The organism is Streptomyces sp. NPDC006610, from assembly GCF_040611575.1.
Classification (GTDB): Bacteria; Actinomycetota; Actinomycetes; order Streptomycetales; family Streptomycetaceae; genus Streptomyces.
Map to the genome: position 1 here is coordinate 152,604 of NZ_JBEXOP010000013.1, position 24,838 is coordinate 177,441.

General features: G+C 72.3%; 26 protein-coding genes and 5 tRNA genes. 11 read left to right on the top strand and 20 right to left on the bottom strand.

Features of this window, described 5'->3' with window-relative positions; all coding sequences use genetic code 11:
* Positions 1-2 precede the first annotated feature (2 nt).
* The gene (locus tag ABZY13_RS13690) at positions 3-1,685 is read right to left on the bottom strand and encodes a DAK2 domain-containing protein (RefSeq protein ID WP_356630101.1); all 1,683 of its coding nucleotides are present in this window, start codon (positions 1,683-1,685) and stop codon (positions 3-5) included.
* A gap of 265 nt (positions 1,686-1,950) precedes the next feature.
* On the opposite strand from ABZY13_RS13690, the gene rpmB reads away from it, so the two are divergent.
* On the top strand, positions 1,951-2,136 hold the full coding sequence (gene rpmB / locus ABZY13_RS13695) for a 50S ribosomal protein L28 (RefSeq protein ID WP_004924906.1): 186 nt from the start codon (positions 1,951-1,953) through the stop codon (positions 2,134-2,136).
* 282 nt (positions 2,137-2,418) lie between these two features.
* Here rpmB and thiD read toward each other — a convergent pair whose 3' ends face one another.
* Positions 2,419-3,210 (bottom strand): bifunctional hydroxymethylpyrimidine kinase/phosphomethylpyrimidine kinase, encoded by a 792-nt coding sequence (gene thiD, locus ABZY13_RS13700; protein WP_356630104.1) that lies wholly within the window; start codon positions 3,208-3,210, stop codon positions 2,419-2,421.
* Complete coding sequence (locus ABZY13_RS13705; protein WP_356630106.1) at positions 3,207-4,172, bottom strand: thiamine-phosphate kinase; 966 nt, start codon at positions 4,170-4,172, stop codon at positions 3,207-3,209. The genes thiD and ABZY13_RS13705 overlap by 4 nt, the downstream gene beginning before the upstream one ends.
* A gap of 206 nt (positions 4,173-4,378) precedes the next feature.
* Between ABZY13_RS13705 and ABZY13_RS13710 the strand changes: the two genes are divergently transcribed.
* Positions 4,379-4,612, top strand: a complete 234-nt coding sequence (locus tag ABZY13_RS13710) for an Lrp/AsnC ligand binding domain-containing protein (protein WP_067238984.1) — start codon at positions 4,379-4,381, stop codon at positions 4,610-4,612.
* 71 nt (positions 4,613-4,683) lie between these two features.
* On the top strand, positions 4,684-5,151 hold the full coding sequence (locus tag ABZY13_RS13715; protein ID WP_356630162.1) for a DUF3515 domain-containing protein: 468 nt from the start codon (positions 4,684-4,686) through the stop codon (positions 5,149-5,151).
* Positions 5,152-5,171: 20 nt separating this feature from the next.
* On the opposite strand, the gene ABZY13_RS13720 is transcribed toward ABZY13_RS13715, so the two are convergent.
* From ABZY13_RS13720 to ABZY13_RS13730, 3 genes are read right to left on the bottom strand one after another with little or no spacing between them, the layout of a single operon-like run.
* On the bottom strand, positions 5,172-6,329 hold the full coding sequence (locus tag ABZY13_RS13720; protein WP_356630108.1) for a D-alanine--D-alanine ligase family protein: 1,158 nt from the start codon (positions 6,327-6,329) through the stop codon (positions 5,172-5,174).
* A 58-nt stretch (positions 6,330-6,387) separates the two neighbouring features.
* The gene (locus ABZY13_RS13725) at positions 6,388-7,398 is read right to left on the bottom strand and encodes an NAD(P)H-dependent glycerol-3-phosphate dehydrogenase (RefSeq protein WP_356630110.1); all 1,011 of its coding nucleotides are present in this window, start codon (positions 7,396-7,398) and stop codon (positions 6,388-6,390) included.
* Positions 7,395-8,243, bottom strand: coding sequence for a lysophospholipid acyltransferase family protein (locus tag ABZY13_RS13730; protein ID WP_356630112.1), 849 nt, complete (start codon positions 8,241-8,243; stop codon positions 7,395-7,397). Before ABZY13_RS13730 ends, ABZY13_RS13725 begins: the two co-directional genes overlap by 4 nt.
* A gap of 143 nt (positions 8,244-8,386) precedes the next feature.
* Here ABZY13_RS13730 and cofC point away from each other — a divergent pair, with 143 nt between their 5' ends.
* Entirely contained in the window at positions 8,387-9,025 is a 639-nt protein-coding gene (gene cofC, locus ABZY13_RS13735; RefSeq protein WP_356630114.1) for a 2-phospho-L-lactate guanylyltransferase, read from the top strand.
* Positions 9,026-9,097: 72 nt separating this feature from the next.
* Positions 9,098-9,301: a hypothetical protein gene (locus ABZY13_RS13740; protein ID WP_356630116.1), complete on the top strand. Its 204-nt coding sequence runs from the start codon at positions 9,098-9,100 to the stop codon at positions 9,299-9,301.
* Positions 9,302-9,374: 73 nt separating this feature from the next.
* Here ABZY13_RS13740 and ABZY13_RS13745 read toward each other — a convergent pair whose 3' ends face one another.
* The 4 genes from ABZY13_RS13745 to leuC all read right to left on the bottom strand — a co-directional run bounded on the left by ABZY13_RS13745 (position 9,375) and on the right by leuC (position 12,694).
* Positions 9,375-10,028, bottom strand: a complete 654-nt coding sequence (locus ABZY13_RS13745) for an HU family DNA-binding protein (protein ID WP_356630118.1) — start codon at positions 10,026-10,028, stop codon at positions 9,375-9,377.
* A 138-nt stretch (positions 10,029-10,166) separates the two neighbouring features.
* Positions 10,167-10,397, bottom strand: coding sequence for a hypothetical protein (locus ABZY13_RS13750; protein WP_356630120.1), 231 nt, complete (start codon positions 10,395-10,397; stop codon positions 10,167-10,169).
* Between the two features lie 266 nt (positions 10,398-10,663).
* A complete protein-coding gene (leuD, locus tag ABZY13_RS13755; RefSeq protein WP_356630122.1) occupies positions 10,664-11,257 on the bottom strand; it encodes a 3-isopropylmalate dehydratase small subunit in 594 nt (197 codons plus the stop codon).
* A 6-nt stretch (positions 11,258-11,263) separates the two neighbouring features.
* The gene (leuC, locus tag ABZY13_RS13760) at positions 11,264-12,694 is read right to left on the bottom strand and encodes a 3-isopropylmalate dehydratase large subunit (RefSeq protein ID WP_356630124.1); all 1,431 of its coding nucleotides are present in this window, start codon (positions 12,692-12,694) and stop codon (positions 11,264-11,266) included.
* A 191-nt stretch (positions 12,695-12,885) separates the two neighbouring features.
* On the opposite strand from leuC, the gene ndgR reads away from it, so the two are divergent.
* Positions 12,886-13,602: an IclR family transcriptional regulator NdgR gene (gene ndgR / locus ABZY13_RS13765; protein WP_356630126.1), complete on the top strand. Its 717-nt coding sequence runs from the start codon at positions 12,886-12,888 to the stop codon at positions 13,600-13,602.
* A 105-nt stretch (positions 13,603-13,707) separates the two neighbouring features.
* Here ndgR and ABZY13_RS13770 read toward each other — a convergent pair whose 3' ends face one another.
* A complete protein-coding gene (locus ABZY13_RS13770) occupies positions 13,708-14,190 on the bottom strand; it encodes a DUF4188 domain-containing protein (protein ID WP_356630128.1) in 483 nt (160 codons plus the stop codon).
* Positions 14,191-14,309: 119 nt separating this feature from the next.
* On the opposite strand from ABZY13_RS13770, the gene ABZY13_RS13775 reads away from it, so the two are divergent.
* Positions 14,310-14,960, top strand: coding sequence for a MerR family transcriptional regulator (locus tag ABZY13_RS13775; protein WP_356630130.1), 651 nt, complete (start codon positions 14,310-14,312; stop codon positions 14,958-14,960).
* Positions 14,961-15,083: 123 nt separating this feature from the next.
* Here the strand turns inward: ABZY13_RS13775 and ABZY13_RS13780 are convergent.
* From ABZY13_RS13780 to ABZY13_RS13820, 9 genes are all read right to left on the bottom strand, one after another.
* Positions 15,084-15,156: transfer RNA gene (locus ABZY13_RS13780), tRNA-Glu, on the bottom strand.
* A gap of 28 nt (positions 15,157-15,184) precedes the next feature.
* Positions 15,185-15,256, bottom strand: a tRNA-Gln gene (locus ABZY13_RS13785).
* Positions 15,257-15,276: 20 nt separating this feature from the next.
* Positions 15,277-15,349 (bottom strand) — tRNA-Glu (locus ABZY13_RS13790).
* Between the two features lie 26 nt (positions 15,350-15,375).
* A tRNA-Glu gene (locus ABZY13_RS13795) sits at positions 15,376-15,448 on the bottom strand.
* A gap of 39 nt (positions 15,449-15,487) precedes the next feature.
* Positions 15,488-15,559, bottom strand: a tRNA-Gln gene (locus ABZY13_RS13800).
* 91 nt (positions 15,560-15,650) lie between these two features.
* Positions 15,651-16,382: an HAD family hydrolase gene (locus tag ABZY13_RS13805; protein WP_356630132.1), complete on the bottom strand. Its 732-nt coding sequence runs from the start codon at positions 16,380-16,382 to the stop codon at positions 15,651-15,653.
* A gap of 235 nt (positions 16,383-16,617) precedes the next feature.
* Entirely contained in the window at positions 16,618-18,102 is a 1,485-nt protein-coding gene (gene gltX, locus ABZY13_RS13810) for a glutamate--tRNA ligase (RefSeq protein ID WP_356630134.1), read from the bottom strand.
* Positions 18,095-18,880 (bottom strand): fumarylacetoacetate hydrolase family protein, encoded by a 786-nt coding sequence (locus ABZY13_RS13815; protein ID WP_356630136.1) that lies wholly within the window; start codon positions 18,878-18,880, stop codon positions 18,095-18,097. The genes gltX and ABZY13_RS13815 overlap by 8 nt, the downstream gene beginning before the upstream one ends.
* 192 nt (positions 18,881-19,072) lie before the next feature.
* A complete protein-coding gene (locus ABZY13_RS13820) occupies positions 19,073-19,261 on the bottom strand; it encodes a hypothetical protein (RefSeq protein ID WP_356630138.1) in 189 nt (62 codons plus the stop codon).
* A gap of 606 nt (positions 19,262-19,867) precedes the next feature.
* Here ABZY13_RS13820 and ABZY13_RS13825 point away from each other — a divergent pair.
* The 4 genes from ABZY13_RS13825 to ABZY13_RS13840 all read left to right on the top strand — a co-directional run.
* Entirely contained in the window at positions 19,868-23,683 is a 3,816-nt protein-coding gene (locus ABZY13_RS13825; RefSeq protein WP_356630140.1) for a nitrate- and nitrite sensing domain-containing protein, read from the top strand.
* Between the two features lie 9 nt (positions 23,684-23,692).
* Complete coding sequence (locus tag ABZY13_RS13830; RefSeq protein ID WP_037654657.1) at positions 23,693-24,106, top strand: roadblock/LC7 domain-containing protein; 414 nt, start codon at positions 23,693-23,695, stop codon at positions 24,104-24,106.
* Between the two features lie 111 nt (positions 24,107-24,217).
* On the top strand, positions 24,218-24,616 hold the full coding sequence (locus tag ABZY13_RS13835) for a DUF742 domain-containing protein (protein ID WP_356630142.1): 399 nt from the start codon (positions 24,218-24,220) through the stop codon (positions 24,614-24,616).
* A partial coding sequence (locus tag ABZY13_RS13840) for an ATP/GTP-binding protein (protein ID WP_356630144.1) occupies positions 24,597-24,838 on the top strand: 242 nt, incomplete at its 3' end. The genes ABZY13_RS13835 and ABZY13_RS13840, both read left to right, overlap by 20 nt.

Consider the following 24,838-nt stretch of genomic DNA (forward strand, 5'->3'; position numbering starts at 1 on the left):
CGCTACTCCACGCCGATGAGCAGCAGCGAACCCTGTCTGCCGCCCCGGTACACCACGGTGTCGACGGCCAGGTAGGCCTCCCGCACGCGGGCCTCCAAGCGGCCCGCGACCGCTTCGGGGGCCTCGTCGCCGAGGACGACGGTCACCAGTTCGCCGCCAGCGGCCAGCATCCGGTCCAGGACCGTCGTGGCGACGGCGGCGACGTCGGTCCCGATGAGGGCGACGTCGCCGTCGATCAGGCCGAGGACGTCGCCGGCCTGGCAGATGCCGGCCGTGGTCCAGGACTGGCGTTCGGCGACGGCGACCTCGCCGTACCGGGTGGCTCCGGCCGCCGACGTCATCGCGACGACGTCCTCGTCGAAGCGGCGTTCCGGCGCGTGCACCGCGAGCGCGGCGATGCCCTGCACCGCCGAGCGCGTCGGGATCAGCGCCACCCGGATGCCCTCGGAGCGGGCCTGCTCGGCCGCCGCGGCGGCGGTGTGGCGCAGCTCGGCGTCGTTGGGCAGCAGCACGACCTCGCGCGCGTGGGCCCGTCGTACCGCCTCCAGCAGCTCCCCGCTGGCCGGCGGCTCCCCGGGGCGCGCGAGCACGGTCGTCGCGCCCGCCTCCGCGTACAGCCCCGCCAGGCCCTCGCCCGGCACGACGGCCACCACGGCACGCTGGGCGCGCTCCCCGGACGGCCAGGGCCCGCGCGCGGCGTGCGCGTCCCCGGCGCCGAAGTGGGTGATCCGGATCCGGTACGGCCGCCCGGCCTCCACGCCCGCCTCCACGGCCGCCCCGGCGTCGTCCACATGGACGTGGACGTTCCACAGCCCGTCCCCGCCGACGACGACCAGCGAGTCCCCGAGCGCGTCGAGCCGCTCCCGCAGCCGGGCCACGGCCGAGTCCTCGGCCTCGAGGAGGTAGATCACCTCGAAGGCGGGCCCGCCCTCCGCGGCGTCCGGGCACTCCCGCCCACCGCCCTCGGCCCTCCCGGCCGCCCCCGGCGACGCCGCCGCCACCGTCGATCCCCCCGGCCACCGTCCCGTGAGCGTCTCCACCAGCGCCGCCAGCACCGCCACCAGCCCCCGCCCGCCGGCGTCGACCACCCCCGCCCGCTCCAGGACCGCCAGCTGTCCCGGCGTCGCGGCGAGGGCCTCGCGCGCCCCCTCGTACGCGGCCCGCGCGACCGCCCCGCAGTCCCCCTCCGTGCCCCCCGCCGCCAGCGCGGCCTCGGCCGCCGCCGAGGCGACGGACAGGACCGTGCCCTCCACGGGACGCGCCACCGCCTGCCGCGCGGAGTCGGCCGCCCGGCGCAGGGCGAGCCCGAGGCCGGGTCCGTCGACGCGGCCGGCCTCGTCCCCGTCCTCGCCGGCGAGGACCTCGGCCATGCCGCGCAGCAGTTGCGCGAGGATCGTGCCGGAGTTGCCGCGCGCCCCGATGAGCGCCCCGTGCGCCATGGCCCGTACCGCCTGGGCCAGCGACGGTCCCGTCCCGCCGGTCCGGTGGCCGGCGAACACGGCCTCGACGGCCGACGCCGCGGACTCGACGGTCAGATACAGGTTGGTGCCGGTGTCCCCGTCCGCCACGGGGTACACGTTGATCGCGTCGATCTCCTCCCGGGCGGTGCCCAGCGCCCGGAGCGCGAGACCGCACCAGGTGCGCACCGCCTCCGCGTCGAGGAATGTCTGCGGCACCCGCGCCACCTGCGCCTCCTAGCTGCTGGCAATGGGACGCAGCGTAGTCCCGGAGCCGGTGACCGCCGGACGAGGGCGGGGACGGGGGCCCGGGCGGTCATGGTAGTTTCGTTGTACGGACGCAGTCGTTGTATGCTGCTCCGGTTGCCCGATCCCGATCGGGCCATTCCCCTGGCAGCGCCACTCAGATTTCGACCGCTCGCAGAGCATGAGAATCTCGATTCCGGCATGCCGGGATCAACCGTAAGTGCATCTGAAGTCTTTGGAGTGACCCGTGGCTGCCAACTGCGACGTCTGCGGCAAGGGGCCGGGCTTCGGCAACAACATCTCGCACTCGCACCGCCGTACGCCCCGCCGCTGGAACCCGAACATCCAGCGTGTGCGTACCGTGGTGGGCGGGACGCCGAAGCGCGTGAACGCTTGCACCTCGTGCATCAAGGCCGGCAAGGTCTCGCGCTGACGCTCAGCAACAGCGCGCGGCCACTGTCGGTTCGCTGCACTGAGCCGGTCCATCTCGCATGGACCGGCTTTTTGCATGCCCGCGGCGGCCGGGCCCCGGCGTCCGGGCCTGCGTACATGTCACCCGGCAGCCGTCCGCCGTCACTCCCGGCTGCCGTGCCGTCGGCACTCGTCGTCCCGGCAGCCCCGGCAGCCCGGCGGAACCCGTCAGGCGAAGAGGCACCCGTCGTGCCCCGCGGAACCCGTCAGACCCAGAGGCACCCTTCATGCCTCGCGGGGCCCGTCAGCCCCTGAACCGCCACCCGTGATCCACCGGTCCGATCCCGCCCCCCAGCGCGAACCCGGCCGCGATCGCCCCGGTGACGTACTCCTTGGCCGCCCGCACCGCCTCCGGCACCGACGCCCCGCGCGCCAGCCCGCAGGCGATCGCCGAGGCGAGCGTGCAGCCGGTGCCGTGGGTGTGCCGGTTGTCGAGCCGCGGGGAGCGCAGCCAGTGCTCCTCGGTCCCGTCGGTGAGCAGGTCCACGGCGTCGCCCGCCAGATGCCCGCCCTTGATCACGACCCAGGCGGGCCCGTACGCCAGCACGGCCGCCGCCGCCTCGCGCAGCCCGTCCTCGCCGTCCACCCGCACTCCGGTCAGCTGGGCGACCTCGTCGAGGTTCGGCGTCGCCACGGTCGCCGTCGGCAGCAGCTTCGTGCGGACGGAGTCCAGCGCGGACGCCGCCAGCAGCGGATCGCCGTGCTTGGAGACCCCCACCGGGTCGACCACGGCCGGCGCCCCGGTCCCCGCGATCAACTCGGCCACCGCCTCCACCAGTTCCGCGGAGGCGAGCATCCCGGTCTTCACCGCCTGCACGCCGATGTCGTCCACGACGCTGCGGTACTGCGCCCGCACCGCCTCCACCGGCAGTTCCCAGGCGCCCTGCACGCCCAGCGAGTTCTGCGCGGTCACCGCCGTGAGCACGCTCATGCCGTGCACGCCCAGGGCGAGCATGGTCTTCAGGTCGGCCTGGATCCCGGCCCCGCCCCCGGAGTCGGAGCCGGCCACGGTCAGCACCCGGGGCGGCGCGCTCATGACTCGATGCCCCCGAAGTGGTCCCAGCCGCCCTTGTTCGTCCACGGCGCCCCGTCCACCGTGACCTGCGGCAGCGCCGACGGGTTGAGCACCTCGCCGATCACCTTCCAGCGGGCCGGCAGCTTCACGTCCGGAGGGAAGGTCGCCACGATCGCGTGGTCCTCTCCCCCGGTCAGCACCCACTGCAGCGGGTCCACGCCGACCGCCTGCCCGATGTCGTTCATCTGTGACGGGATGTCGATGGCCCCGGAGCGCACGTCGATCCGGACCTTGCTGGCCTCCGCGATGTGCCCCAGGTCGGCGATCAGCCCGTCGCTGACGTCGCACATCGCCGTCGCGCCGAGCGCCGCGGCGGCCGGGCCCGCGTGGTACGGCGGCTCCGGGCGCCGGTGCGCCTCCACGAAGGCGCGCGGCGAGCGGAAGCCACGGGAGAGCACCGCGTAACCGGCGGCGGACCAGCCGAGCCAGCCGGTCACCGCGACCAGGTCACCGGGCTGCGCGCCGGCCCGCGTCACCGGTTCCTGGTTGCGCAGATCGCCGAGCGCGGTGATCGACACCATGATCGTGTCCCCCCGTACGACGTCCCCGCCGACCACCGAGGCGCCCGCGACCTGGCATTCGTCGCGCAGCCCGTCCATCAGCTCGGTCGGCCACGTCACCGGCAGTTCGGCCGGCACCACCAGGCCGAGCAGCAGCGCGGTCGGCACGGCGCCCATCGCGGCGATGTCCGCGAGGTTCTGCGCGGCGGCCTTGCGGCCGACGTCGTAGGCCGTGGACCAGTCGCGCCGGAAGTGCCGGCCCTCGAGAAGTATGTCGGTGCTGGCCACGACCCTGCGGTCGGGCGCGGCGACCACCGCGGCGTCGTCGCCGGGACCGACCCGGACCGCCGGGGTGGTGGTGAGACGGGAGGTGAGCTCCCTGATGAGCCCGAACTCCCCCAGCTCACCAACAGTGCCCTTCATTGCCCTTACGCCCCTTCTGTCCCTGTGGCTGCCCGGTCGCGGGTCCTCAGTGTGCTCGATACGGTCGCGGTGAGCGCCGGCTTCGGCGGCGTCCGCGCCCCGGCACGCACGGCCCGGCCCCCGCGGGTCTCCCCGCGGCGAGCGGCGACGCGATACCGTGGCGTTCCTTTTCCCCACATGATCCTCGTGGCCGCCCTGGAGGTTCCGTGGTACAGGCGTACATCCTGATCCAGACGGAGGTCGGCAAGGCGTCGACCGTCGCCGAGACGATCGGCAAGATCCCTGGGGTCGTCCAGGCCGAGGACGTGACGGGACCGTACGACGTCATCGTGCGCGCCCAGGCCGACACGGTCGACGACCTCGGTCGCATGGTGGTCGCCAAGGTCCAGCAGGTTGACGGCATCACCCGCACCCTGACCTGCCCGGTCGTCCATCTGTAGCCCCCGTCTACCCTTGGCCGGTGGACATCTCCCGTCACCGGCCCTTCGGCCCGCCCGCGCCGGTCACGTCGATCGCCGTCATGATCGCCGTGATCGCCGTGGCGGGCTGCTCCTCAAGCGACGACAGCGCGACCGCCGCGGTTCCCAGCCCGGACACGGCGGTCGCCGCGTTGTGCCGGAACCTGGACAGGGCGCTGCCGGCCGAGGTCGACGGCGCCGGGCGCTCCGATCCCGAGCCGGCCTCCCCGCTGACCGCGGGCTGGGGGAACCCGGCGATCATACTGCGCTGCGGCGTCGTACGGCCGCCGAAGATGGCCGATCCGAAAGTGGCCGAGGGCCGCGACCCCGACGCGGTGGCCGGGGGCGTGAACGGCGTGGACTGGCTGCAGGAGAAGCAGGACGGGGGCCACCGCTTCACCACCGCGAACCGGTCGGCGTACGTGGAGGTGACGGTGCCCGAGCAGCGGGACAGCGCCTCCGTGCTGGTCGATCTGGCGCCGGCCGTGAAGAAGGCGATCCCCGAGGGGATCGCCGACTGAGCACCGGGGGCGGCGGCCCGTCAGCGCAGGCCGGTGGGGCGGCGCAGCGCCGCCTGGATCAGACGGTCCACCAGCTCCGCGTAATCGACGCCGCTCGCCTGCCACATCTGCGGGTACATCGAGATCGGCGTGAAGCCGGGCATGGTGTTGATCTCGTTGATCACGAACTCCCCGTCCTCGGTGAGGAAGAAGTCCGCGCGCACCAGGCCCTCGCAGGAGGCGGCGTCGAAGGCGGCCACCGCGAGCGCGCGCACCTCGGCGGTCTCCTCGTCCGTCAGCGGTGCGGGGACGATGCCGGGCGTGGAGTCGATGTACTTGGCCTCGAAGTCGTAGTAGGCGTGCGCGTCCGGCGGCGGGATCTCCGCGGGGACCGAGGCCCTCGGCCCGTCCTCGAACTCCAGCACGCCGCACTCGATCTCGCGGCCGCGCAGCGCCGCCTCGACGAGGATCTTCGGGTCGTGGCGCTGGGCCTCGGCGATGGCCTCGTCCAGTCCGGAGAGGTCGTCGACCTTGGTGATGCCGATCGAGGAGCCCGCGCGCGCGGGCTTCACGAACAGCGGCCAGCCGTGCTCGCCCGCGAAGTCGACGATCTTCTTGCGGGCGGCGGACTCGTCCAGCTGCCACTCGCGGGGGCGGATCACCACGTACGGGCCGACCCTGAGCCCGAAGGAGGCGAACACCCGCTTCATGTACTCCTTGTCCTGGCCGACCGCCGAGGAGAGCACCCCCGAGCCGACGTACGGCACTCCGGACAGCTCCAGCAGGCCCTGGAGGGTGCCGTCCTCGCCGTAGGGGCCGTGCAGCACCGGGAAGACGACGTCGACCTCGCCGAGGGCCTTGGGCACCGAGCCGGGCTCGCTGTAGACGACCTCGCGGCTGGCGGGGTCGACGGGCAGCACCACGCCGCCCTCGGTCGACTCGGCGAGCTGGTCGACGCTGGGCGTGCGGCGGTCGGTGATCGCCATGCGCTCCGGCGCGTCTGCCGTGAGGAACCACCGGCCCTCCGCGGAGATGCCGATCGGCAGGACGTCGTACTTCGTCCGGTCGATGGCCTTGAGGACGGCTCCGGCGGTGACCACGGAGATCCCGTGTTCGGAGCTGCGCCCGCCGAACACGACGGCCACACGCGGCTTGCGCGTGTGCTGCTCGGGGCTCTGGGGGAGGTTCTCGGTGCTCATATCGCGATGAGCGTACCCGGTGGTACTGACCGGAGACAGCGTCCGCCCCGGCGTGTGCTCAGCGTCGTTCGGGCTTCGCGCTGCGCGACATCAGCTCCTTGAGGGCGACCACCGGCGGCTTGCCCTCGTGGACGATGCCGACCACCGTCTCGGTGATCGGCATGTCGACGCCGTGCCGACGGGCCAGATCCAGCACGGACTGGCAGGACTTGACGCCCTCGGCGGTCTGCCTGGTGACCGCGATGGTCTGCTCCAGGGTCATGCCCCTGCCGAGGTTGGTGCCGAAGGTGTGGTTGCGCGACAGCGGCGAGGAGCAGGTGGCCACCAGGTCGCCGAGGCCGGCGAGGCCCGAGAAGGTCAGCGCGTCGGCGCCCATGGCGAGGCCGAGCCGGGTCGTCTCGGCGAGGCCGCGGGTGATCAGCGAGCCCTTGGCGTTGTCGCCGAGGCCCATGCCGTCCGCGATGCCGACGGCGAGGCCGATGACGTTCTTCACCGCGCCGCCGAGTTCGCAGCCGACGACGTCGGTGTTGGTGTACGGGCGGAAGTACGGCGTGTGGCAGGCGGCCTGGAGCCGCGTGGCGACGGCCTCGTCGGCGCAGGCGACGACGGAGGCGGCCGGCATCCGGGCGGCGATCTCGCGGGCGAGGTTGGGTCCGGTGACCACGGCGACCCGCTCGGGGCCGACCCCGGCCACGTCCCCCACGACCTCGCTCATCCGCATGGCGGAGCCGAGTTCGACGCCCTTCATCAGTGAGACGAGCACCGTGCCGGGGGCCAGCAGGGGCGTCCAGGCGGCGAGGTTTGCGCGCAGGGTCTGCGAGGGGACCGACAGGACCGTGAAGTCGGCGCCCGCGGCGGCCTCCGCGGGGTCGGAGGTGGCGCGCACGTTCCCGGGGAGCCGGAAACCCGGGAGGTAGTCGGGGTTGCTGCGGGTGGAGTTGATCGCCTCGACGACCTCCGCGCGGCGCGCCCACAGGGTGACCTCGCACCCCGCGTCGGCGAGCACCATGGCGAAGGCCGTGCCCCATGAACCGGCCCCGAAGACCGCCGCCTTGACCGGCTTGCTCACTTGCTCCGCCCCTCTTCCCGGCCGGTCGCGCCGGCCGCCCTTCCGTGTGCCTGCGCCTCGGTCTGCCCCTGCGTCTCCGCGCGGCTGCGGGCGCCGGCCCGGCCGCGCGTCTGCGCCTCCGTGCGGCGGCGCTGCTCGACGCGCTCCCGCTTCGGGTCGTACGGCGTCTCGGGTGCCCGCTCGCCGCGGATCTCCTCCAGCTGGCGGGTGATCGCGGCCATGATGACCTCGGTCGCCTCCTTGAGGAGTTCGGCGGTCATCTCCTTGCCGTAGAACCGGGAGAGGTCGACCGGCGGGCCGGCCAGGACGTGCGAGGTCTTGCGGGGGAACAGGCGCGGCTTCTTGCTGTACGGCGGCAGCAGTTCGTTGCAGCCCCACTGGGCGACCGGGACGACCGGGCACCGGGTCTGCAGGGCGACGCGGGCGGCGCCGGTCTTGCCGGTCATGGGCCAGCCGTCCGGGTCGCGGGTGAGGGTCCCCTCGGGGTAGAAGGCGACGCACTCACCGCGCTCCACGGCGGCGATCGCGGCGCGGAAGGCGCTCAGCGCGTCGGTGCTCTCACGGTAGACGGGGATCTGCCCGGTGCCGCGCATCGCGGCCCCGACGAACCCCTTCCCGAAGAGCCCGCTCTTGGCAAGGAATCTCGGCACCCGCCCGGTGTTGTACTGGAAATGGGCGTAGGCGAAAGGGTCGGCGTGCGAATTGTGGTTCACCACCGTGATGAATCCGCCCTCGGCCGGGATGTTCTCCATTCCACGCCAGTCCCGCTTGAGCAGAACCACCAGCGGCGGTTTGCAGATCACCGCGGCGAAGCGGTACCAAAAGCCGATTCTGCGGCGGGGCACGCGGACACCTTCCTTCTAGGGCCTGGGGGCCGGACAAGTGTCGCCCCAGGCCGCCGGTCTGTCGAGAACACCGTACGCCCCGGCACTCCGGCCGCCCGAAGGTCCGGGTGACAATGGCCGCGACAAGAGAGGGACGGACGCGCGTGCTGTGGACCTTGGTGATACCTCTGAAGCCTTTGGCGCGGGCCAAGAGCAGGCTCTCGGACACCGCCGCCGACGCGCTGCGTCCGGGCCTCGCGCTCGCGTTCGCGCAGGACACGGTGGCGGCGGCGCTGGCAGCGGCTGCGGTGCGGGATGTGGCGGTCGTCACGGACGACGCGCTGGCGGGCCGGGAGCTGTCCGCGCTGGGCGCCCGGATCGTGCCGGACGAGCCCGGCACGGGGCTGAACGCCGCGCTGGCGCACGCGGCGGCGGTGGTGCGCGCCGCCCGTCCCGAATGCCCGGTGGCGGCACTGAACGCCGATCTCCCGGCGCTGCGCCCACGGGAATTGCACCGGGTTCTGGAAGCCGCCGCGGAATTTCCGCGCGCTTTTCTCCCGGACGCCGCCGCAATCGGCACGACCCTGTTGACGGCCGGGCCGGGGACGGAATTGAGCCCGGCATTCGGCACGGATTCCCGGGCCCGGCACCGGGAGTCCGGCGCGCGGGAACTCGCACTCGCGGACGTGGATTCCGTACGGCAGGACGTGGACACCGGCGAGGATCTGCGCGCGGCGCTCGCGCTGGGGGTGGGGCCGTACACGGCGGCGGTGGGCGCGCGTTTGCCGATTCCCGGGCAGTAGCCGCGCACGGGGGCGGGCGCCGGCCCCCGTTGCGCCCGCGCGGCTTTCGGGCGGCGGCAGTAGGCTGCCGTCATGCAGGCGACCGCATACACGTACGACCAGGACACGCGCAGCGGGCAGGTGCTGCTCGACGACGGCACTCCGGTGCCCTTCGACAGCGCCGCGTTCGACGCGGGCGGGCTGCGGCTGCTGCGGCCCGGTCAGCGGGTGCGCGTGGAGTTGACGGACGAGGGCGGGGCGCGGCGGATCACGCTGGTGACGCTGCAGACGTTCTGATCGACGGCCGGACACGCCGCGGGCCGGGCTCCCGAGGGAGTCCGGCCCGGCGCGTGAGTGCCCTGTGCTGCGCCTACTTCTTGCGGGCGGCGGCCTTCTTGGCGGTGGTGGTGCGCGCGGTCGACTTCTTGGCGGGGGCCTTCTTGGCCGTCGCCTTCTTCGCCGGGGCGCTCTTGGCCGCCGTCTTCTTGGCGGTGGTCTTCTTCGCGGCGGTGGTCTTGGCGGTGGCCGCGGTCTTGGCGGGCGCCTTCTTCGCCGCGGTCTTCTTCGTGGCGGCCGCGGTGGTCTTCTTGGCCGTCGTCTTCTTCGCCGTGGTGGTCTTCTTCGCCGCGGCCGCCCTGGTGGTGGTGGCCTTCTTGGCGGCGGCCTTCTTCACGGTCGCGCCGGCGCCACCGCTCAGGCTGCCCTTGGGGGCCTTCTTGACGGCGACCTCTCCTCCTCGCGGCAGCTTCTTCGAGCCGCTGACCAGGTCCTTGAAGCCCTGGCCCGCGCGGAACCGCGGCACCGAGGTCTTCTTCACCCGAACCCGCTCGCCCGTCTGGGGGTTGCGGGCGTAGCGGGCCGGACGGTCGACCTTCTCGAACGAACCGAAGCCGGTGACCGAGACCCGCTCACCCGCGACGACCGCGCGGACGATGGCGTCCAGTACGTGGTCGACGGCATCGGCGGCCTGCTGGCGGCCGCCCATCTTGTCGGCAATCGCTTCTACGAGCTGCGCCTTGTTCACGTCTTCCCCTTCGGAGACATCGCCAGAACGAAAGTGTTCAAGCTTTTTCGCACGTTAGGCAGATATATACCGCAAATCAAACACGAAACGGGCTAATCACCCTTGTGCCGCAACGGACTCGGCGTTTCCGGACCTTGATCAGCCGTCGTCTTCGGGGATTCGCCCCTCGTCGAGGTCGGCCGTGAACCGCTCCAGACGCCTGGTCGCTTCGGCGAGATCGTGCTTGGCCGCGGCCGTGATGACCAGCAGCTTCCGGGTCAGCGCCATCCGTACGCCCTCCGGGACTTGCAGTGCGCGCACCCTTGCGTGCGCTTCCTTGAGTTGGCTCGCGACCGCCGCATAGAGCTGGAGTTGGCCGTCGTGTTCCATGCACAGATTGTGCCATCTGGGGCGAGTTGTCGCCCGCCCGGGGGGCAACTCGCGCCTCCGACGGCCGCCCGGACCACCGCCTGAGCCGCGCTGTCAAGGCTCTTTTACCCCAACAACAACCGCCCTAACGTGGGACGTTGCGCGAACCATGGGTGCCGCGGCGCACCACCCGAACGGAAAAAAGGCTGTACCCCCGATCGGGCCGATCGGGGGTACAGCCGGGGTGTTGGGTGGCCGAAACTCGTCGTTGGCGGGTGATCCGCGGATCAGACCGTCAGGGTGCGCGGCTTGTAGGCGGGGCGCCCCGCCTCGTAGGCGGCGATGGCGTCCTCGTTCTGGAGCGTGATCGAGATGTCGTCGAGGCCGTTGAGCAGCCGCCAGCGGGAGTTCTCGTCCAGCTCGAAGGAGGCGGTGATGCCCTCGGCTCGCACCTCGCGGGCGACCAGGTCGACGGTGACCTCGGCCTCGGGGTCGCGCTCGGTCAGCTCCCACAGCGCGTCCACGATCTTCTGCTCCAGCACGACCGTGAGCAGGCCGTTCTTCAGCGAGTTGCCGCGGAAGATGTCGGCGAAGCGGGAGGAGATCACGGTTTTGAAGCCGTAGTTCTGCAGCGCCCACACCGCGTGCTCGCGGGAGGAGCCGGTGCCGAAGTCGGGGCCGGCGACCAGCACGGTCGCACCCTGCCGCTCGGGCCGGTTGAGGACGAAGGACGGGTCCTTGCGCCAGGCCTCGAACAGCCCGTCCTCGAACCCGTCGCGGGTCACCTTCTTGAGCCAGTGGGCGGGGATGATCTGGTCGGTGTCGACGTTGCTGCGGCGCAGCGGGACGGCCCGGCCGGTGTGCGTGGTGAATGCTTCCATGACTGATCAGACTCCAGCGGGCGTGCGGGTTGCGGCGTCGGACAGATCGGCCGGGGAGGCCAGGTGGCCCAGGACCGCGGTGGCCGCGGCGACCTGCGGCGACACCAGATGGGTGCGGCCGCCCTTGCCCTGCCTGCCCTCGAAGTTGCGGTTGGAGGTGGAGGCGGAACGCTCGCCGGGGGCCAGCTGGTCCGGGTTCATGCCCAGGCACATCGAGCAGCCCGCGTGCCGCCACTCGGCGCCGGCCTCCTTGAAGACCACGTCCAGGCCCTCGGAGACCGCCTGCAGACCGACCCGCGCGGAGCCGGGGACGACCAGCATCCGTACGCCGTCGGCGACTTTGCGGCCCTTGAGGATCTCGGCGGCGTTGCGCAGGTCCTCGATGCGGCCGTTGGTGCAGGAGCCTACGAAGACGGTGTCCACCTTGATGGAGCGCAGCGGCTGCCCGGCCTCCAACCCCATGTACTCCAGGGCCTTTTCGGCGGCGAGGCGCTCCGAGGCGTCTTCGTACGAAGCCGGGTCGGGGACGGCGGCCGAAAGCGGCGCGCCCTGGCCCGGGTTGGTGCCCCAGGTGACGAACGGCGACAGCTCGGCGGCCTCGATGACCACCTCGGCGTCGAACTCGGCGTCGTCGTCGGTGCGCAGCGTCTTCCAGTAGGCGACGGCGGCGTCCCAGTCGGCGCCCTCGGGGGCGTGCGGGCGGCCCTTGAGGTACTCGAAGGTCGTCTCGTCGGGGGCGATCATGCCCGCGCGGGCGCCGGCCTCGATCGACATGTTGCAGATGGTCATCCGGGCCTCCATCGAGAGCTTCTCGATGGCCTCGCCGCGGTACTCCAGGACGTAGCCCTGGCCGCCGCCGGTGCCGATCCGGGCGATGATCGCCAGGATCAGGTCCTTGGCGGTCACCCCGTCGGGCAGTGCGCCGTTGACCGTGATCGCCATGGTCTTCGGGCGGGCCATCGGCAGCGTCTGGGTGGCCAGCACATGCTCGACCTGCGAGGTGCCGATGCCGAACGCCAGCGCGCCGAAGGCGCCGTGCGTGGAGGTGTGCGAGTCGCCGCAGACGACCGCCATGCCGGGCTGGGTCAGGCCCAGCTGCGGGCCGACGACGTGCACGACGCCCTGCTCGACGTCGCCGAGCGGGTGCAGCCGGACGCCGAACTCCGCGCAGTTGCGGCGCAGCGTCTCCAGCTGGACCCGGGAGACCGGGTCGGCGATCGGCTTGTCGATGTCGAGGGTCGGGGTGTTGTGGTCCTCGGTCGCGATGGTGAGGTCGAGCCTGCGCACCGCACGGCCGCTCTTGCGCAGCCCGTCGAAGGCCTGCGGGCTGGTCACCTCGTGCAGCAGGTGCAGATCGATGTAGAGGAGGTCGGGCTCGCCCTCGGCGCGCCGGACGACATGGTCGTCCCAGACCTTCTCCGCGAGTGTCCTACCCATCGCTTTCCCTCCGGTCGGCAGACGTGCGCCGACCCAACTAGATCTTCGAGGAAGCGGCGCCCGTGCCCCTGGTCCGTCCGGGCATCCGCCGCCGGGCCCGTCCGAGCCTCGGGCCGCCGTGACATCCAGAGTGGCGTGTTCCACGGAAAATTGAACTTGCGTTTCACAGAGTGAGACGCAAGTATCGTTGCATGGACAACAGTAGCGGCGTCGGCGTTCTGGACAAGGCGGCCCTCGTCCTGAGCGCTCTGGAGTCCGGTCCGGCCACCCTCGCGGGTCTGGTCGCGGCCACCGGACTGGCACGACCCACGGCCCACCGCCTGGCCGTGGCCTTGGAACACCACCGTATGGTGGCGCGCGACATGCAGGGCCGGTTCATCCTCGGCCCGCGCCTGTCGGAGCTGGCCGCGGCGGCCGGCGAGGACCGGCTGCTCGCCACGGCCGGCCCGGTGCTCACCCACCTCCGCGACATCACGGGCGAGAGCGCGCAGCTCTACCGCCGCCAGGGTGACATGCGCATCTGCGTCGCCGCGGCGGAGCGCCTGTCCGGACTGCGGGACACCGTGCCGGTCGGTTCGACGCTCACGATGAAGGCCGGTTCCTCCGCGCAGATCCTCATGGCCTGGGAGGAGCCGGAGCGCCTGCACCGGGGACTACAGGGCGCCCGCTTCACGGCCACGGCCCTGTCGGGCGTACGGCGCCGGGGCTGGGCCCAGTCCATCGGCGAGCGCGAGCCGGGCGTGGCGTCGGTCTCGGCGCCGGTGCGGGGTCCGTCCAACCGCGTGGTGGCCGCCGTCTCGGTCTCCGGCCCCATCGAGCGGCTGACCCGCCACCCGGGGCGGATGCACGCCCAAGCGGTCATCGACGCCGCCGCCCGCCTCTCCGAGGCCCTGCGCCGCTCCAACTGAGCCCGGCGCCCGCACACGCGACAGGGCCTGCCTCAACGCCGCGGCAGGTCCCGGAGCGCGTCTCTCCCCTTTTCCCCCACGACGCGACGTCTACGACGCCCCTTCTCACGCCGACCGGAGCCGCTCGGCCGCGCGCTCGCCCCGTCGGCCGACCGGCACGACCCCGGTCGCGGCGCCCAGCCCGAAGGCGGGCATGTTCACGTAGACCGCCTCGTGGTGGCCGGCCGGCACGGCGTAGGTCTCGTGCCAGAAGCCGACCTTGTCCTTCCCCTCGCGCACCCGGCGGTTGAACGCCGCCCACGCGGGCCGGTGCTCCCCGTCCCCGGCCGAGGCGTAGGCGAGCAGCTTGTCCGTGGACTCCCAGTACTGCACGACGTAGAGCACCCGCGGCCCCAGCAGCGTCTGGAAGCCGAGCAGGCCGCGCCCTCTCTCCTGGGACAGCTCCCGCAGCATGCGCGGCATGGCCCGCATCACGGGCCACCAACTGCGCAGCGCGAACAGGCTGTTGAAGCGCATCCCGATCAGGAACACCACGACGTCCCGGTCCGTGTCCGCGGTCATCCGTCCGGCGATCGGCTTGTCACCCATGTCCGACCTCCACTGCTCCTCTTGTCACGGCACATTGGATAGTGCCGCTATCCATGATTGGATAGTGACACTCTCCAAGCGGGGGCGCAAGTGGGTTCATCGAAGGGGTCGAGCGGCGGATGAGGCTGTCGGAGCTGAGCAGGCGCGGCGGGGTGGCCACGGCCACGGTGAAGTTCTACCTGCGCGAGGGTCTGCTCCCGCCGGGCCGCCGGGTCACCGCCACGCAGGCCGAGTACGACGAAGGCCATCTGCGCCGACTGCGGCTGGTGCGGGCGCTGATCCAGGTCGGCGGGGTCTCGGTGGCCTCCGCGCGCGAAGTGCTGGAGGCGCTGGACGACGACTGCCTGGATCACAACGAGCGCCTGGGCACGGCCGTGTGGGCGCTGCCGCACGGCCCGGCGGCGGACGAGGCGGACCCGGCGACGGCGACGGCCCGGCGCCGCGCGGACGCGCTGCTGGAGCGGCTGGGCTGGGCGTACGGCCCCGAGCCCGGAAAGCCGGACGCGCCGGCGTACGGGATGCTGGTGACCGCCGTGGCCGCGCTGGAGCGACTCGGCTATCCCTGCGAGGTCGACGATCTGGAGCCGTACGCGCGTGCGCTGGCGCGGCTCGCGGTCAACGATCTCGATCTGGTGGAGCGCTACGGCGGCGCACCGGACGAGCAGGTGGAGGCGGCGGTGGCGCTGACGGTGCTCTACGAGCCGGTGCTGCTGGCCCTGCGCCGGCTGGCGGAGGCGGAGGAGTCGCGGCGCCGGTTCGGCGGGAGATGAGACGCGGGGCGGGCCGAGGAGACCCGGACCACCAGGGCCCGCGGGGCTCCGTTCGGCCGTGGGCACACGGGGCCGGACACGCCGATGGGCCCCCACCGTAGTGGGGGCCCATCGGTCGTCTTGTACCCCCGACCGGATTCGAACCGGCGCTACCGCCTTGAGAGGGCGGCGTGCTAGGCCGCTACACAACGGGGGCGAGGATCTTGCGTTTCCGCAGATCCGAGCTGGTCTACCTGGACTCGAACCAAGACTAACTGAACCAGAATCAGTCGTGCTGCCAATTACACCATAGACCAATGTGGTTTAGACCAGTCAGTACCCCCGACCGGATTCGAACCGGCGCTACCGCCTTGAGAGGGCGGCGTGCTAGGCCGCTACACAACGGGGGCCCTAGCGATCCCGCGAGCGGGACCAGTACCCCCGACCGGATTCGAACCGGCGCTACTGCCTTGAGAGGGCAGCGTGCTAGGCCGCTACACAACGGGGGCTTGCGGATGTGATCCGCGAGTGCAGATGAGCTCTGCGAGCTGGCCTACCTGGACTCGAACCAAGACTAACTGAACCAGAATCAGTCGTGCTGCCAATTACACCATAGGCCACTGGAACGCAAGCCCCGGAGGGGTCTTTGTTCTCGTTTGCGCTTCCGGTTCCCGGCCTTTCGGCCCGCTCTCCGGCGGCGCAGGAAGAACATTACCCGAAGGTGGACGGGGCTCCAAAACGGGTTTCCGAAGCGAGGACGGCCGGGAGTTCCGCGAGGGAGGCGATGCGGCAGGGCCCGCCCGTGGTGTCGTCGCAGGTGTACGCACCGTCACGGTCGATCCACACCGACCACAGCCCCGCCTCGGCCGCGCCCCGGCCGTCGATCTCCGGGTGGTCGCCGACGTACGCGACCTGCCGCGGGGGCAGCCCGAGCGCCTCGCAGGCCGCCAGGAACGCCCCGGCGGCGGGCTTGGAGACGCCCAGCTCGGCGGCGCACAGGATGGTCTCGAAGCGGTGGTGGACGCCGAGCATCCGCAGCTTGCGGTCCTGGACGTGCAGGCTGGAGTTGGAGAGCACGGCGTGCCGGTAGCCGGCGGCGAGCGCGTCCAGGGCCGGCAGCACGTCCGGGAAGAGCGCCCAGGCGGACTCGTAGTGCGCGAGATAGCGCGCGAACCAGGCCTCGGCCTCCGCGTCGGTCAGCTCCTGCCCCAGGAAGACCCGCACCCGGTCGCGCCGCTGCTCCTCGAAGCCCGCCTCACCGGCGGCGAACCGGGCCCACTGGCGGTCGGTGACCGCCCGCCAGTGGGCGAGGGCCCGCTCGACGCTCTCGTAGCCGTCGAGCAGGCCCTCGGCCGCCAGGTGCGCGGCCATGCCCGCGCGGTCCGCGGTCGTGTAGTCGAACAACGTGTCGTCGACGTCCCAGACCACCGCCCGTATGTCCATGCCCCGACGGTAACGCGGGCGGGGCGGGCGCGTCCGCGGGATGCGGGGGCCGGGTCGTGCGGGCGCGCGGCGTGCCGGGGCCGCACCGCGGGGCGACCGTCGGCGGCGGCCGGGAGCGCGTCGGCGATGCGAGCGGGACGGTACGGCCTACCGCCCGCCTGCGGCGAAGCGGGCGCGGCAGGGCGAGCGGGCGGCCGTCGGACCGGCCGCCCCGCGGTCCCGTGCCGCGACCCCGTTACGCCCCCAGCTTCGCCAGGGCCGCGTCGATGCGGGAGAGGGTCTTCTCCTTGCCCAGGATCTCCAGGGACTCGAAGAGGGGCAGGCCGACCGTGCGGCCGGTGACGGCGACGCGGACCGGGGCCTGGGCCTTGCCGAGCTTGAGTCCGTGGGCCTCGCCGGCGGCCAGCACGGCCTCCTTCAGCGACTCCGGGGACGTCCAGTCGGCCGCCTCCAGCTTCTCGCGGGCCGTGCGCAGCAGGGCGTCGGAGCCCTCCTTCATCGCCTTGGCCCAGCTCGCCCCGTCCTCGGCCGGCTCCGGCAGGAACAGGAAGTCGACGTTGTCGGTGATCTCGGAGAGCACCTTGAGGCGGGTCTGCGCGTGCGGGGCGATGGCGTGCCACTTGGCCTCGTCGAAGTCCTCCGGCGCCCACGGGGCGAAGGGGGCCTTCAGCCACGGCTCGCAGCGGGCGGTGAAGTCCTTCACGTCCAGCAGCCGGATGTGGTCGGCGTTGATCGCCTCGCACTTCTTCAGGTCGAAGCGGGCCGGGTTGGGGTTGACGTCCGCGACGTCGAAGGCCGCGACCATCTCGTCCATCGTGAAGACGTCCCGGTCTGCCGAGAGGGACCAGCCCAGCAGGGAGAGGTAGTTGAGCAGGCCCTCGGGGAGGAAGCCGCGCTCGCGGTAGAGGTTCAGCGAGGACTGCGGGTCGCGCTTGGAGAGCTTCTTGTTGCCCTCGCCCATGACGTACGGCAGGTGGCCGAACTGCGGGATGCCCTTGGCGACGCCCAGCTCGATCAGCGCCTTGTAGAGGGCGATCTGGCGTGGGGTGGAGGAGAGCAGGTCCTCGCCGCGCAGGACGTGGGTGATCTCCATGAGGGCGTCGTCGACCGGGTTCACCAGGGTGTACAGCGGAGCGCCGTTGGCGCGGACGATGCCGTAGTCGGGGACGTTCTCCGGGGTGAAGGTCAGTTCGCCGCGGACCAGGTCGGTGAAGGTGATCGTCTCGTCGGGCATCCGGAAGCGGACGATCGGCTCGCGGCCCTGGGCCTGGTACTCGGCGACCTGCGCGGCGGTCAGCTCGCGGCAGTGGCCGTCGTAGCCGGACGGCTTTCCGGCGGCGCGGGCGGCCTCGCGGCGGGTGTCCAGCTCCTCCTGGGAGCAGTAGCAGTGGTAGGCGTGGCCGGCGTCGAGCAGTTTGGCTGCGACGTCCCTGTAGAGGTCCATGCGCTGCGACTGGCGGTACGGCGCGTGCGGGCCGCCGACCTCGGGGCCCTCGTCCCAGTCGAAGCCGAGCCAGCGCATCGAGTCCAGCAGCTGCTCGTAGGACTCCTCGGAGTCGCGGGCGGCGTCGGTGTCCTCGATGCGGAAGACCAGGGTTCCGCCGTTGCGCCGGGCGAACGCCCAGTTGAACAGGGCGGTGCGGACCAGGCCCACATGGGGGTTACCGGTGGGCGAGGGGCAGAAACGGACGCGTACTGGAGTGCCGGGTGCGCTAGCCACGCTTGACAACCTTGTTGGTGAGAGTGCCGATGCCTTCGATGGTGACGGCGACCTCGTCGCCGACGTTCAGGGGGCCGACCCCCGCGGGGGTGCCGGTGAGGATGACGTCGCCGGGGAGCAGGGTCATGGCCTCGGAGATGTTGGCGATCAGATCCTCGATGGGGTGGATCATCTCGCTGGTGCGGCCGAGCTGGCGCTGCTGACCGTTGACGGTGAGCTGGAGGGTGAGGTCGGAGGCGGCGGCCACGTCGAGGTCCGTCTCCACCCAGGGGCCGAGCGGGCAGGAGGTGTCGAAGCCCTTGGCGCGGGCCCATTGCTTCTCGCGCTTCTGGACGTCGCGGGCGGTGACGTCGTTGGCGCAGGTGTAGCCGAGGATCACGTCGTCGACGCGGTCGCGCGGGACTTCGCGGCACATCCGGCCGATGACCACGGCCAGCTCGGCCTCGTGGTGCAGTTCCTCGCTGAAGGAGGGGTACTGGATGTCGTCGCCGGGGCCGATGACGGAGGTCGACGGCTTGAAGAAGGCGAACGGCGCGTCGGGTACCTCGTTGCCCAGTTCGCGGGCGTGTTCGGCGTAGTTGCGGCCGAAGGCCACGACCTTGTTGGGGAGTACCGGCGGCAGCAGCCGGACCTTGCTCAGCGGGACCTTGGTGCCGGACAGCTCGAAGTCCGCGAACGGGATGCCCTTGATGATGTCGAGGACGAGCTGGTCCGGCTGGTCGCCCTCGACCGCGCCGAAGGCGACGTTCCCGTCGATGGAGAACCTGGCGATGCGCACGGGATGCTTGGCCCCTTGACTGAAGCGGCTGGAGTCTGACGCTCCAGGCTAACGCGGCACGGGCGGGGCGCCCCGCGCATGACGTCGCGCGAGGCGCCCCGGTGGCGCGTGTGGTGCCGTGTCGTGCGGGGGCCGTCCGGACACGGGGTCCGCACGGGCGTGCTTGCCGTCTGCGCCCCGCCTGCTCCCCGTCTACTTCCCGGCGGAGGCCGAGGTCGGCAGCTCGTTGAGGATGGTGCGGCGGGGGTTGGCCGTCTGGGCCGGCAGGTCGACGGGGTGCTCCGGCTGCGCCGGGGTCTGCAGTTCGTCGGCGGCCTTGAGGTGCGCCAGCGTCGTGCGCCGCGGGTTGGCGATCTTGCGGAACATCATCGTCGTCTTCACGGTAGTAGTGAACCCTGTCGTGTGAAGGCGCCGGGGGCCGGGGCCCTTCTCATGGCGCGGTGGGCGGAGGTTGTCCGGCTGACGCCTCCGGTAAAGCGTCAGGCTAAACATCCGATTCCCTGCCGGGGGCGTGAAGTGTCCGGCTTTTCGGTGTGATTTTGCTCACGATCACCGGCTCAAACCGGTCAATTCCGACGGGCTTTTCGGGATGGCAAAGACGACATTCCGGGCCTGAACCTGTCATTCCGCTCCTGATCATGGCGACTGGGACACCCCGCCCATCCGGGCGACTGGCGACGTTATGTCCGCTATAAGGCAGACGTCGCTCTACACCTCGTCACACATCACTCACGCCCTGTCACGGAGGTCACAGCCTGACCAACAAGCCTTGTTGGAGATCCTGCACTGTGCTGGAATTCCACGGACCGCTGCAGGATCGAGCCGGCGCGCAGGGGGCGCGAGACAGCGCCGAGTGGCGGCGAGAATGGGGGAACCAGCGCCGGTCACTCACGACCACCCGGGAGCGTATTCAGGGCGCTCCCGACGACGCCGACACCGTCCTTCCGTTCACGCGGAGGGGCGCCTGGTCCAGAGGTTGCGACGCTAGTGCAGGGACGTTTCAAGAGGGATGGCAGCGCTTCGGCGGAGCCGGAGCCGCGTGGCGGGACCGACCGCGGTTCCTCGCCCCAGCACGCCCAGGGCCAGGCCCCGGCCCCGTCCGGTGACGGCGGTGGGCGCTCCGGGCGCCCCGGTGCGTCCACGACGCCGGGTCCGGCGGCTTCCGTCCCGGCGGTGAAGCCGCCGCAGGGCGTGAGCGGACCCGGGCCGCGAATAGCCCTGCGCAACTGGCGCATCTCCACCCGACTGGTGTCCCTGCTGGCGCTGCCGGTGGTCGCGGCCACCTCGCTGGGCGCACTGCGCATCAGCCAGTCGATGGACGACATGCAGCAGCTCGACAACATGAAGCTGCTGACGGAGATGACCAAGCAGGCCACCGAACTGGCGGCCGCCCTCCAGGAGGAGCGCGACCAGTCCGCCGGCCCGCTGGCGCACCGCTCGACGTCGAGCCGCATCACGGTCAAGGGCTACCAGGACAAGACCGACCTCGCGCTGGACAGCTTCCTCGACGCCTCCGAGGAGGTCGACGCCGCCAGCAAGGACGGCAACCTCCAGGGTGTGCGCGACAGCCTCGTCGGCATCGCCCGCGACCTCAACAGCCTCAACGAGATCCGCAACAACGCCTACGAGGCCGAGCGCAACTCCACCCAGACCGTCGAGGCCTACCACCGCCTCGTCACCCACCTGCTGGACCTCTCGCAGGACATGGCCGAGGCCACCAGCAACCCCGAGATGATCCAGCGCACCCGCGCGCTGGCGGCGTTCTCCAACGCCAAGGAATACGCGTCGATCCAGCGCGCGGTCCTCGCCGCGGCCCTGCCCGCGAACAACACCACCTACGGCGAGCTGTCGGAGAACGACCGGCTCTACGCCGAGTCGGCCCTGCAGAGCCAGACCTCCGAGATCCGCAGCTTCACCAGCATCTACGGCGACGGCGCCGAGGAACTCCTCAAGCCGATCGACGAGGGCAACGCGATCATCGAGGCCACCGACACCTACGCCAGCCGCGCGCTGGGCCGGCAGAACGGCCTGCGCGGACTGGACAAGCGCTCCTACCGCGACTGGGTGGACGACAGCTCCACCAAGATCCAGCAGATGAAGAACATCGAGCGCCGGCTCCTGGAGGACATGGAGCAGAAGGCGCGCGAGCTGCGCAACGAGTCCGAGCGCGAGGCGATCATCTCCGGTGCGCTCATCCTGCTCGTGCTCGGCGTCTCGCTGGTCGGCGCCTTCGTCGTGGCCCGGTCCATGATCCGCTCGCTGCGCCGCCTCGAGGACACCGCGACCAAGGTCGCCCAGGAGCGGCTGCCCGAGCTGGTCAAGCAGCTGTCCGAGGCCGACCCGCAGGACGTCGACACCTCCGTGGAGTCGGTCGGCGTGCACTCCCGCGACGAGATCGGCCGGGTGGCCGCGGCCTTCGACGACGTGCACCGCGAGGCGGTCCGCCTCGCCGCCGAGCAGGCCCTGCTGCGGGGCAACGTCAACGCGATGTTCACCAACCTCTCGCGCCGCTCCCAGGGTCTGATCCAGCGCCAGCTGTCGCTGATCTCCGAGCTGGAGTCCCGCGAGGCGGACCCGGACCAGCTGGCCTCGCTGTTCAAGCTCGACCACCTCGCCACCCGTATGCGCCGCAACGGCGAGAACCTCCTCGTCCTCGCGGGCGAGGAGCCCGGCCGCCGCTGGACCCGCCCGGTCCCGCTGGTCGACGTGCTGCGCGCCGCGGCCTCCGAGGTGGAGCAGTACGAGCGCATCGAACTGGCCTCGGTGCCGACCACCGAGGTCGCCGGCCGCGTCGTCAACGACCTCGTGCACCTGCTCGCCGAGCTGCTGGAGAACGCCACCTCGTTCTCCTCCCCGCAGACCAAGGTCAAGGTCACCGGTCACGCCCTGCCCGACGGCCGGGTGCTGATCGAGATCCACGACACCGGCATCGGCCTCTCCCCCGAGGACCTCGCCGCGATCAACGAGCGGCTCGCCTCGCCGCCCACCGTGGACGTCTCCGTCTCCCGCCGCATGGGTCTGTTCGTGGTCGGCCGCCTCTCGCAGCGCCACGGCATCCGCATCCAGCTGCGCCCGTCCGACTCGGGCGGCACGACCGCGCTGGTCATGCTGCCCGTGGACGTCGCCCAGGGCGGTCGCAAGCCGCAGGGCAAGCCCGGTCCGGGCGGTCCGGTCGGCGGTGGCGGTCCCGCCGCCGCGCAGGCCGCCGCGGGCGCGGCGGCGGCCCGCCGCAACAACGGCGGTCCCCTCGGGGCCGGCGCGCCGGCCCCCGGCGGGGCGCTGGGCGCGGGTGCGGCCGGCGGTGGCCGGCTCGGCGCCGGCCAGGGTCCGCGGGCCGCGCTGCCGGGCCGCGACGCGGGCGGCCGTCCGGGCGGACCGGGCGACGCGCGCGGGCCGCAGGGTCCGGCGCAGCCGCAGTCTCCTCAGCAGAACCCGCAGCAGGGCCGGCCGGCCCCGGCGGGCGCGGGCGCCGCTCAGGGCATGCAGTCCGCCGGCGCGCCGCAGGGTCAGGACGCCCGTGGTCCCGTGCCGCCGCGCGGCGCCGGCGAGGGCACCGGCCGTCGCGGCAGGCAGCTGCCGCCGCGGGGCGGGGCGCGCGCCGAGCTTCCGGGCGGCCCGCAGCAGCGGGTGCCGAGCTGGGGCGACGAGAACGCCCGGCCGCCGGTCCCGCGCGACGCGCTGGACGCCCCCCGCGGCCACGACGAGCCGGACGTCTCCCAGACCTCGCGGCTGCCGCGCGTCGACGACCGTCAGGGCCCCGGCGCCACCGCCGAGATCCCGGTGATCGGCCAGGGCGCCGGCGACTACCCCCGCCCGGGTCCCGACACCGCGGCCGGCCCCGGCCGGTTCGCCCGCCAGGACCTCTTCGGCGGCACCGGCCAGAACGCGCAGAACGACCAGAACACCGCCGGCGACTTCGGCGACCCGTCCCGCACGGACCAGTTCGCCGCCCCGCAGGGCTACGACAACGGTTCCACGGGCCAGTTCGCCGCGCCGGTCGCCCCGCAGGCGCCGCAGGCGTACGACAACGGATCCACCGGCCAGTACCCGGCGGTCCCGACGTACGACAACGGGGCTACCGGCCAGTACCCCGCGCAGGGCCACGACGGCTCGACCACGGGCCGGCACGCCCTGCCCGGCGCCCCGCAGGACCCCTCCGCCACCGGCCGGTTCGAGCGGCCGCAGGGCGACTTCGGGCAGCGCCAGGTGCCGCAGCGTCCGCAGCGGCCCGTCCGCCAGGAGCCGGAGGCGCTGCCGCCGGCGCCGACTCCCGGCGACGGACGCACCCCGCTGTACGACACGCTGGAGACCAACTGGTTCCGCGGCCAGCAGGGCCAGGCGGACCAGAACGGCCAGAGCGGTCAGAACGCCCAGGCCGACCAGAACGGCCAGGCGGGCCAGGCCGGCCGGCCCGGTCAGCAGTCCCCGCAGGGACGTCCCGAGCAGCCGCAGGGTCCCGGCCTGACGCCGGCCCCGCAGGCCCCCGCGTCCCCCCAGCGTCCCGCCGCCCCTGCCTGGCGCAGCTCGCCGAACGACGATCTCGTCCGGCAGGCGGAGCGCGTACGGCAGCCGGCCGCGGGCGGCGTCACCACCTCCGGCCTGCCGCGCCGGGTGCCCCGGGCGAACCTCGTCCCGGGCACGGCTCAGCAGCAACAGCACCAGAGCGGTCCGCAGGTCTCGCGCGCCCCACAGGACGTGCGCGGCCGGCTGACCAACCTCCGCCGGGGCATCGCACAGGGCCGCCAGGCCGGTTCCGGCCAGACGGGCAGCTTCCCCAGCCCCACTCACCAGCAGGAGCGTTAGTTGAGCCAGATGAGCCAGGCGGCACAGAACCTCAACTGGTTGATCACCAACTTCGTGGACAACACCCCCGGGGTGTCCCACACCGTCGTCGTCTCCGCCGACGGTCTCCTCCTGGCGATGTCGGAGGGCTTCCCGCGCGACCGCGCCGACCAGCTCGCGGCCGTCGCGTCGGGACTGACCTCACTGACGGCGGGGGCGTCCCGGATCTTCGAGGGCGGCACGGTCGCTCAGACCGTCGTCGAGATGGAGCGGGGATTCCTCTTCCTCATGTCCATCTCGGACGGCTCGTCGCTGGCCGTCCTCGCGCACCCCGAGTGCGACATCGGTCTCGTCGGCTACGAGATGGCGCTGCTGGTCGACCGCGCGGGCGCGGTGCTCACGCCCGACCTGCGCGCCGAACTGCAAGGAAGTCTGCTTCACTGACCCGCCCGGATCCACCCGTCTCACCAAATCACCGTCCGGCCGCCACAATCCCCCCACCGGCCCCAGTCAGACGGCACGACTGACCAACTTGCTGTCCCGCCCGGAGGATTCATGACCCCGCCCACCGCCTCTCATGATCCGTACACAGATCCGTACGGGGACGAGGGCGACCAGCCGCTGGTACGTCCGTACGCGATGACCGGCGGCCGGACCCGGCCTCGCTATCAGCTCGCCCTCGAGGCGCTGATCAGCACGACGGCCGACCCGGCAGCGCTCATGGGACTGCTCCCGGAGCACCAGCGCATCTGCCACCTGTGCCGCGAGGTGAAGTCGGTCGCCGAGGTCTCGGCGCTGCTCTCCATGCCGCTCGGCGTGGCCAGGATTCTCGTCGCGGACCTCGCCGAGGCCGGCCTCGTGGCCGTCCACCAGCCGGGCGGCGACGAGAGCAACGGCGGCGCCCCCGACGTGACACTGCTCGAAAGGGTGCTCAGTGGCCTTCGCAAGCTCTGAACCGAGAACCGCCACCACCTCGGCCAAGATCGTGGTGGCGGGCGGCTTCGGCGTGGGCAAGACCACGTTCGTCGGCGCCGTCTCGGAGATCAACCCGCTGCGCACGGAGGCCGTCATGACGTCCGCCTCGGCGGGCATCGACGACCTCACCCACACCGGGGACAAGACCACCACGACGGTGGCGATGGACTTCGGCCGCATCACCCTGGACCAGGACCTGAT

Excerpts from the sequence above, each read along its gene's own strand:
- ABZY13_RS13830 (WP_037654657.1), top strand. The coding sequence starts at position 23,693 with ATGAGCCAGGCGGCACAGAACCTCAACTGGTTGATCACCAACTTCGTG.
- ndgR (WP_356630126.1), top strand. The coding sequence starts at position 12,886 with ATGGACAACAGTAGCGGCGTCGGCGTTCTGGACAAGGCGGCCCTCGTC.
- ABZY13_RS13750 (WP_356630120.1), bottom strand. The coding sequence starts at position 10,397 with ATGGAACACGACGGCCAACTCCAGCTCTATGCGGCGGTCGCGAGCCAA.
- ABZY13_RS13720 (WP_356630108.1), bottom strand. The coding sequence starts at position 6,329 with ATGAGCACCGAGAACCTCCCCCAGAGCCCCGAGCAGCACACGCGCAAG.
- ABZY13_RS13770 (WP_356630128.1), bottom strand. The coding sequence starts at position 14,190 with ATGGGTGACAAGCCGATCGCCGGACGGATGACCGCGGACACGGACCGG.
- leuC (WP_356630124.1), bottom strand. The coding sequence starts at position 12,694 with ATGGGTAGGACACTCGCGGAGAAGGTCTGGGACGACCATGTCGTCCGG.
- ABZY13_RS13805 (WP_356630132.1), bottom strand. The coding sequence starts at position 16,382 with ATGGACATACGGGCGGTGGTCTGGGACGTCGACGACACGTTGTTCGAC.
- ABZY13_RS13835 (WP_356630142.1), top strand. The coding sequence starts at position 24,218 with ATGACCCCGCCCACCGCCTCTCATGATCCGTACACAGATCCGTACGGG.
- ABZY13_RS13705 (WP_356630106.1), bottom strand. The coding sequence starts at position 4,172 with ATGAAGGGCACTGTTGGTGAGCTGGGGGAGTTCGGGCTCATCAGGGAG.
- ABZY13_RS13740 (WP_356630116.1), top strand. The coding sequence starts at position 9,098 with ATGCAGGCGACCGCATACACGTACGACCAGGACACGCGCAGCGGGCAG.
- thiD (WP_356630104.1), bottom strand. The coding sequence starts at position 3,210 with ATGAGCGCGCCGCCCCGGGTGCTGACCGTGGCCGGCTCCGACTCCGGG.
- ABZY13_RS13775 (WP_356630130.1), top strand. The coding sequence starts at position 14,310 with ATGAGGCTGTCGGAGCTGAGCAGGCGCGGCGGGGTGGCCACGGCCACG.
- leuD (WP_356630122.1), bottom strand. The coding sequence starts at position 11,257 with ATGGAAGCATTCACCACGCACACCGGCCGGGCCGTCCCGCTGCGCCGC.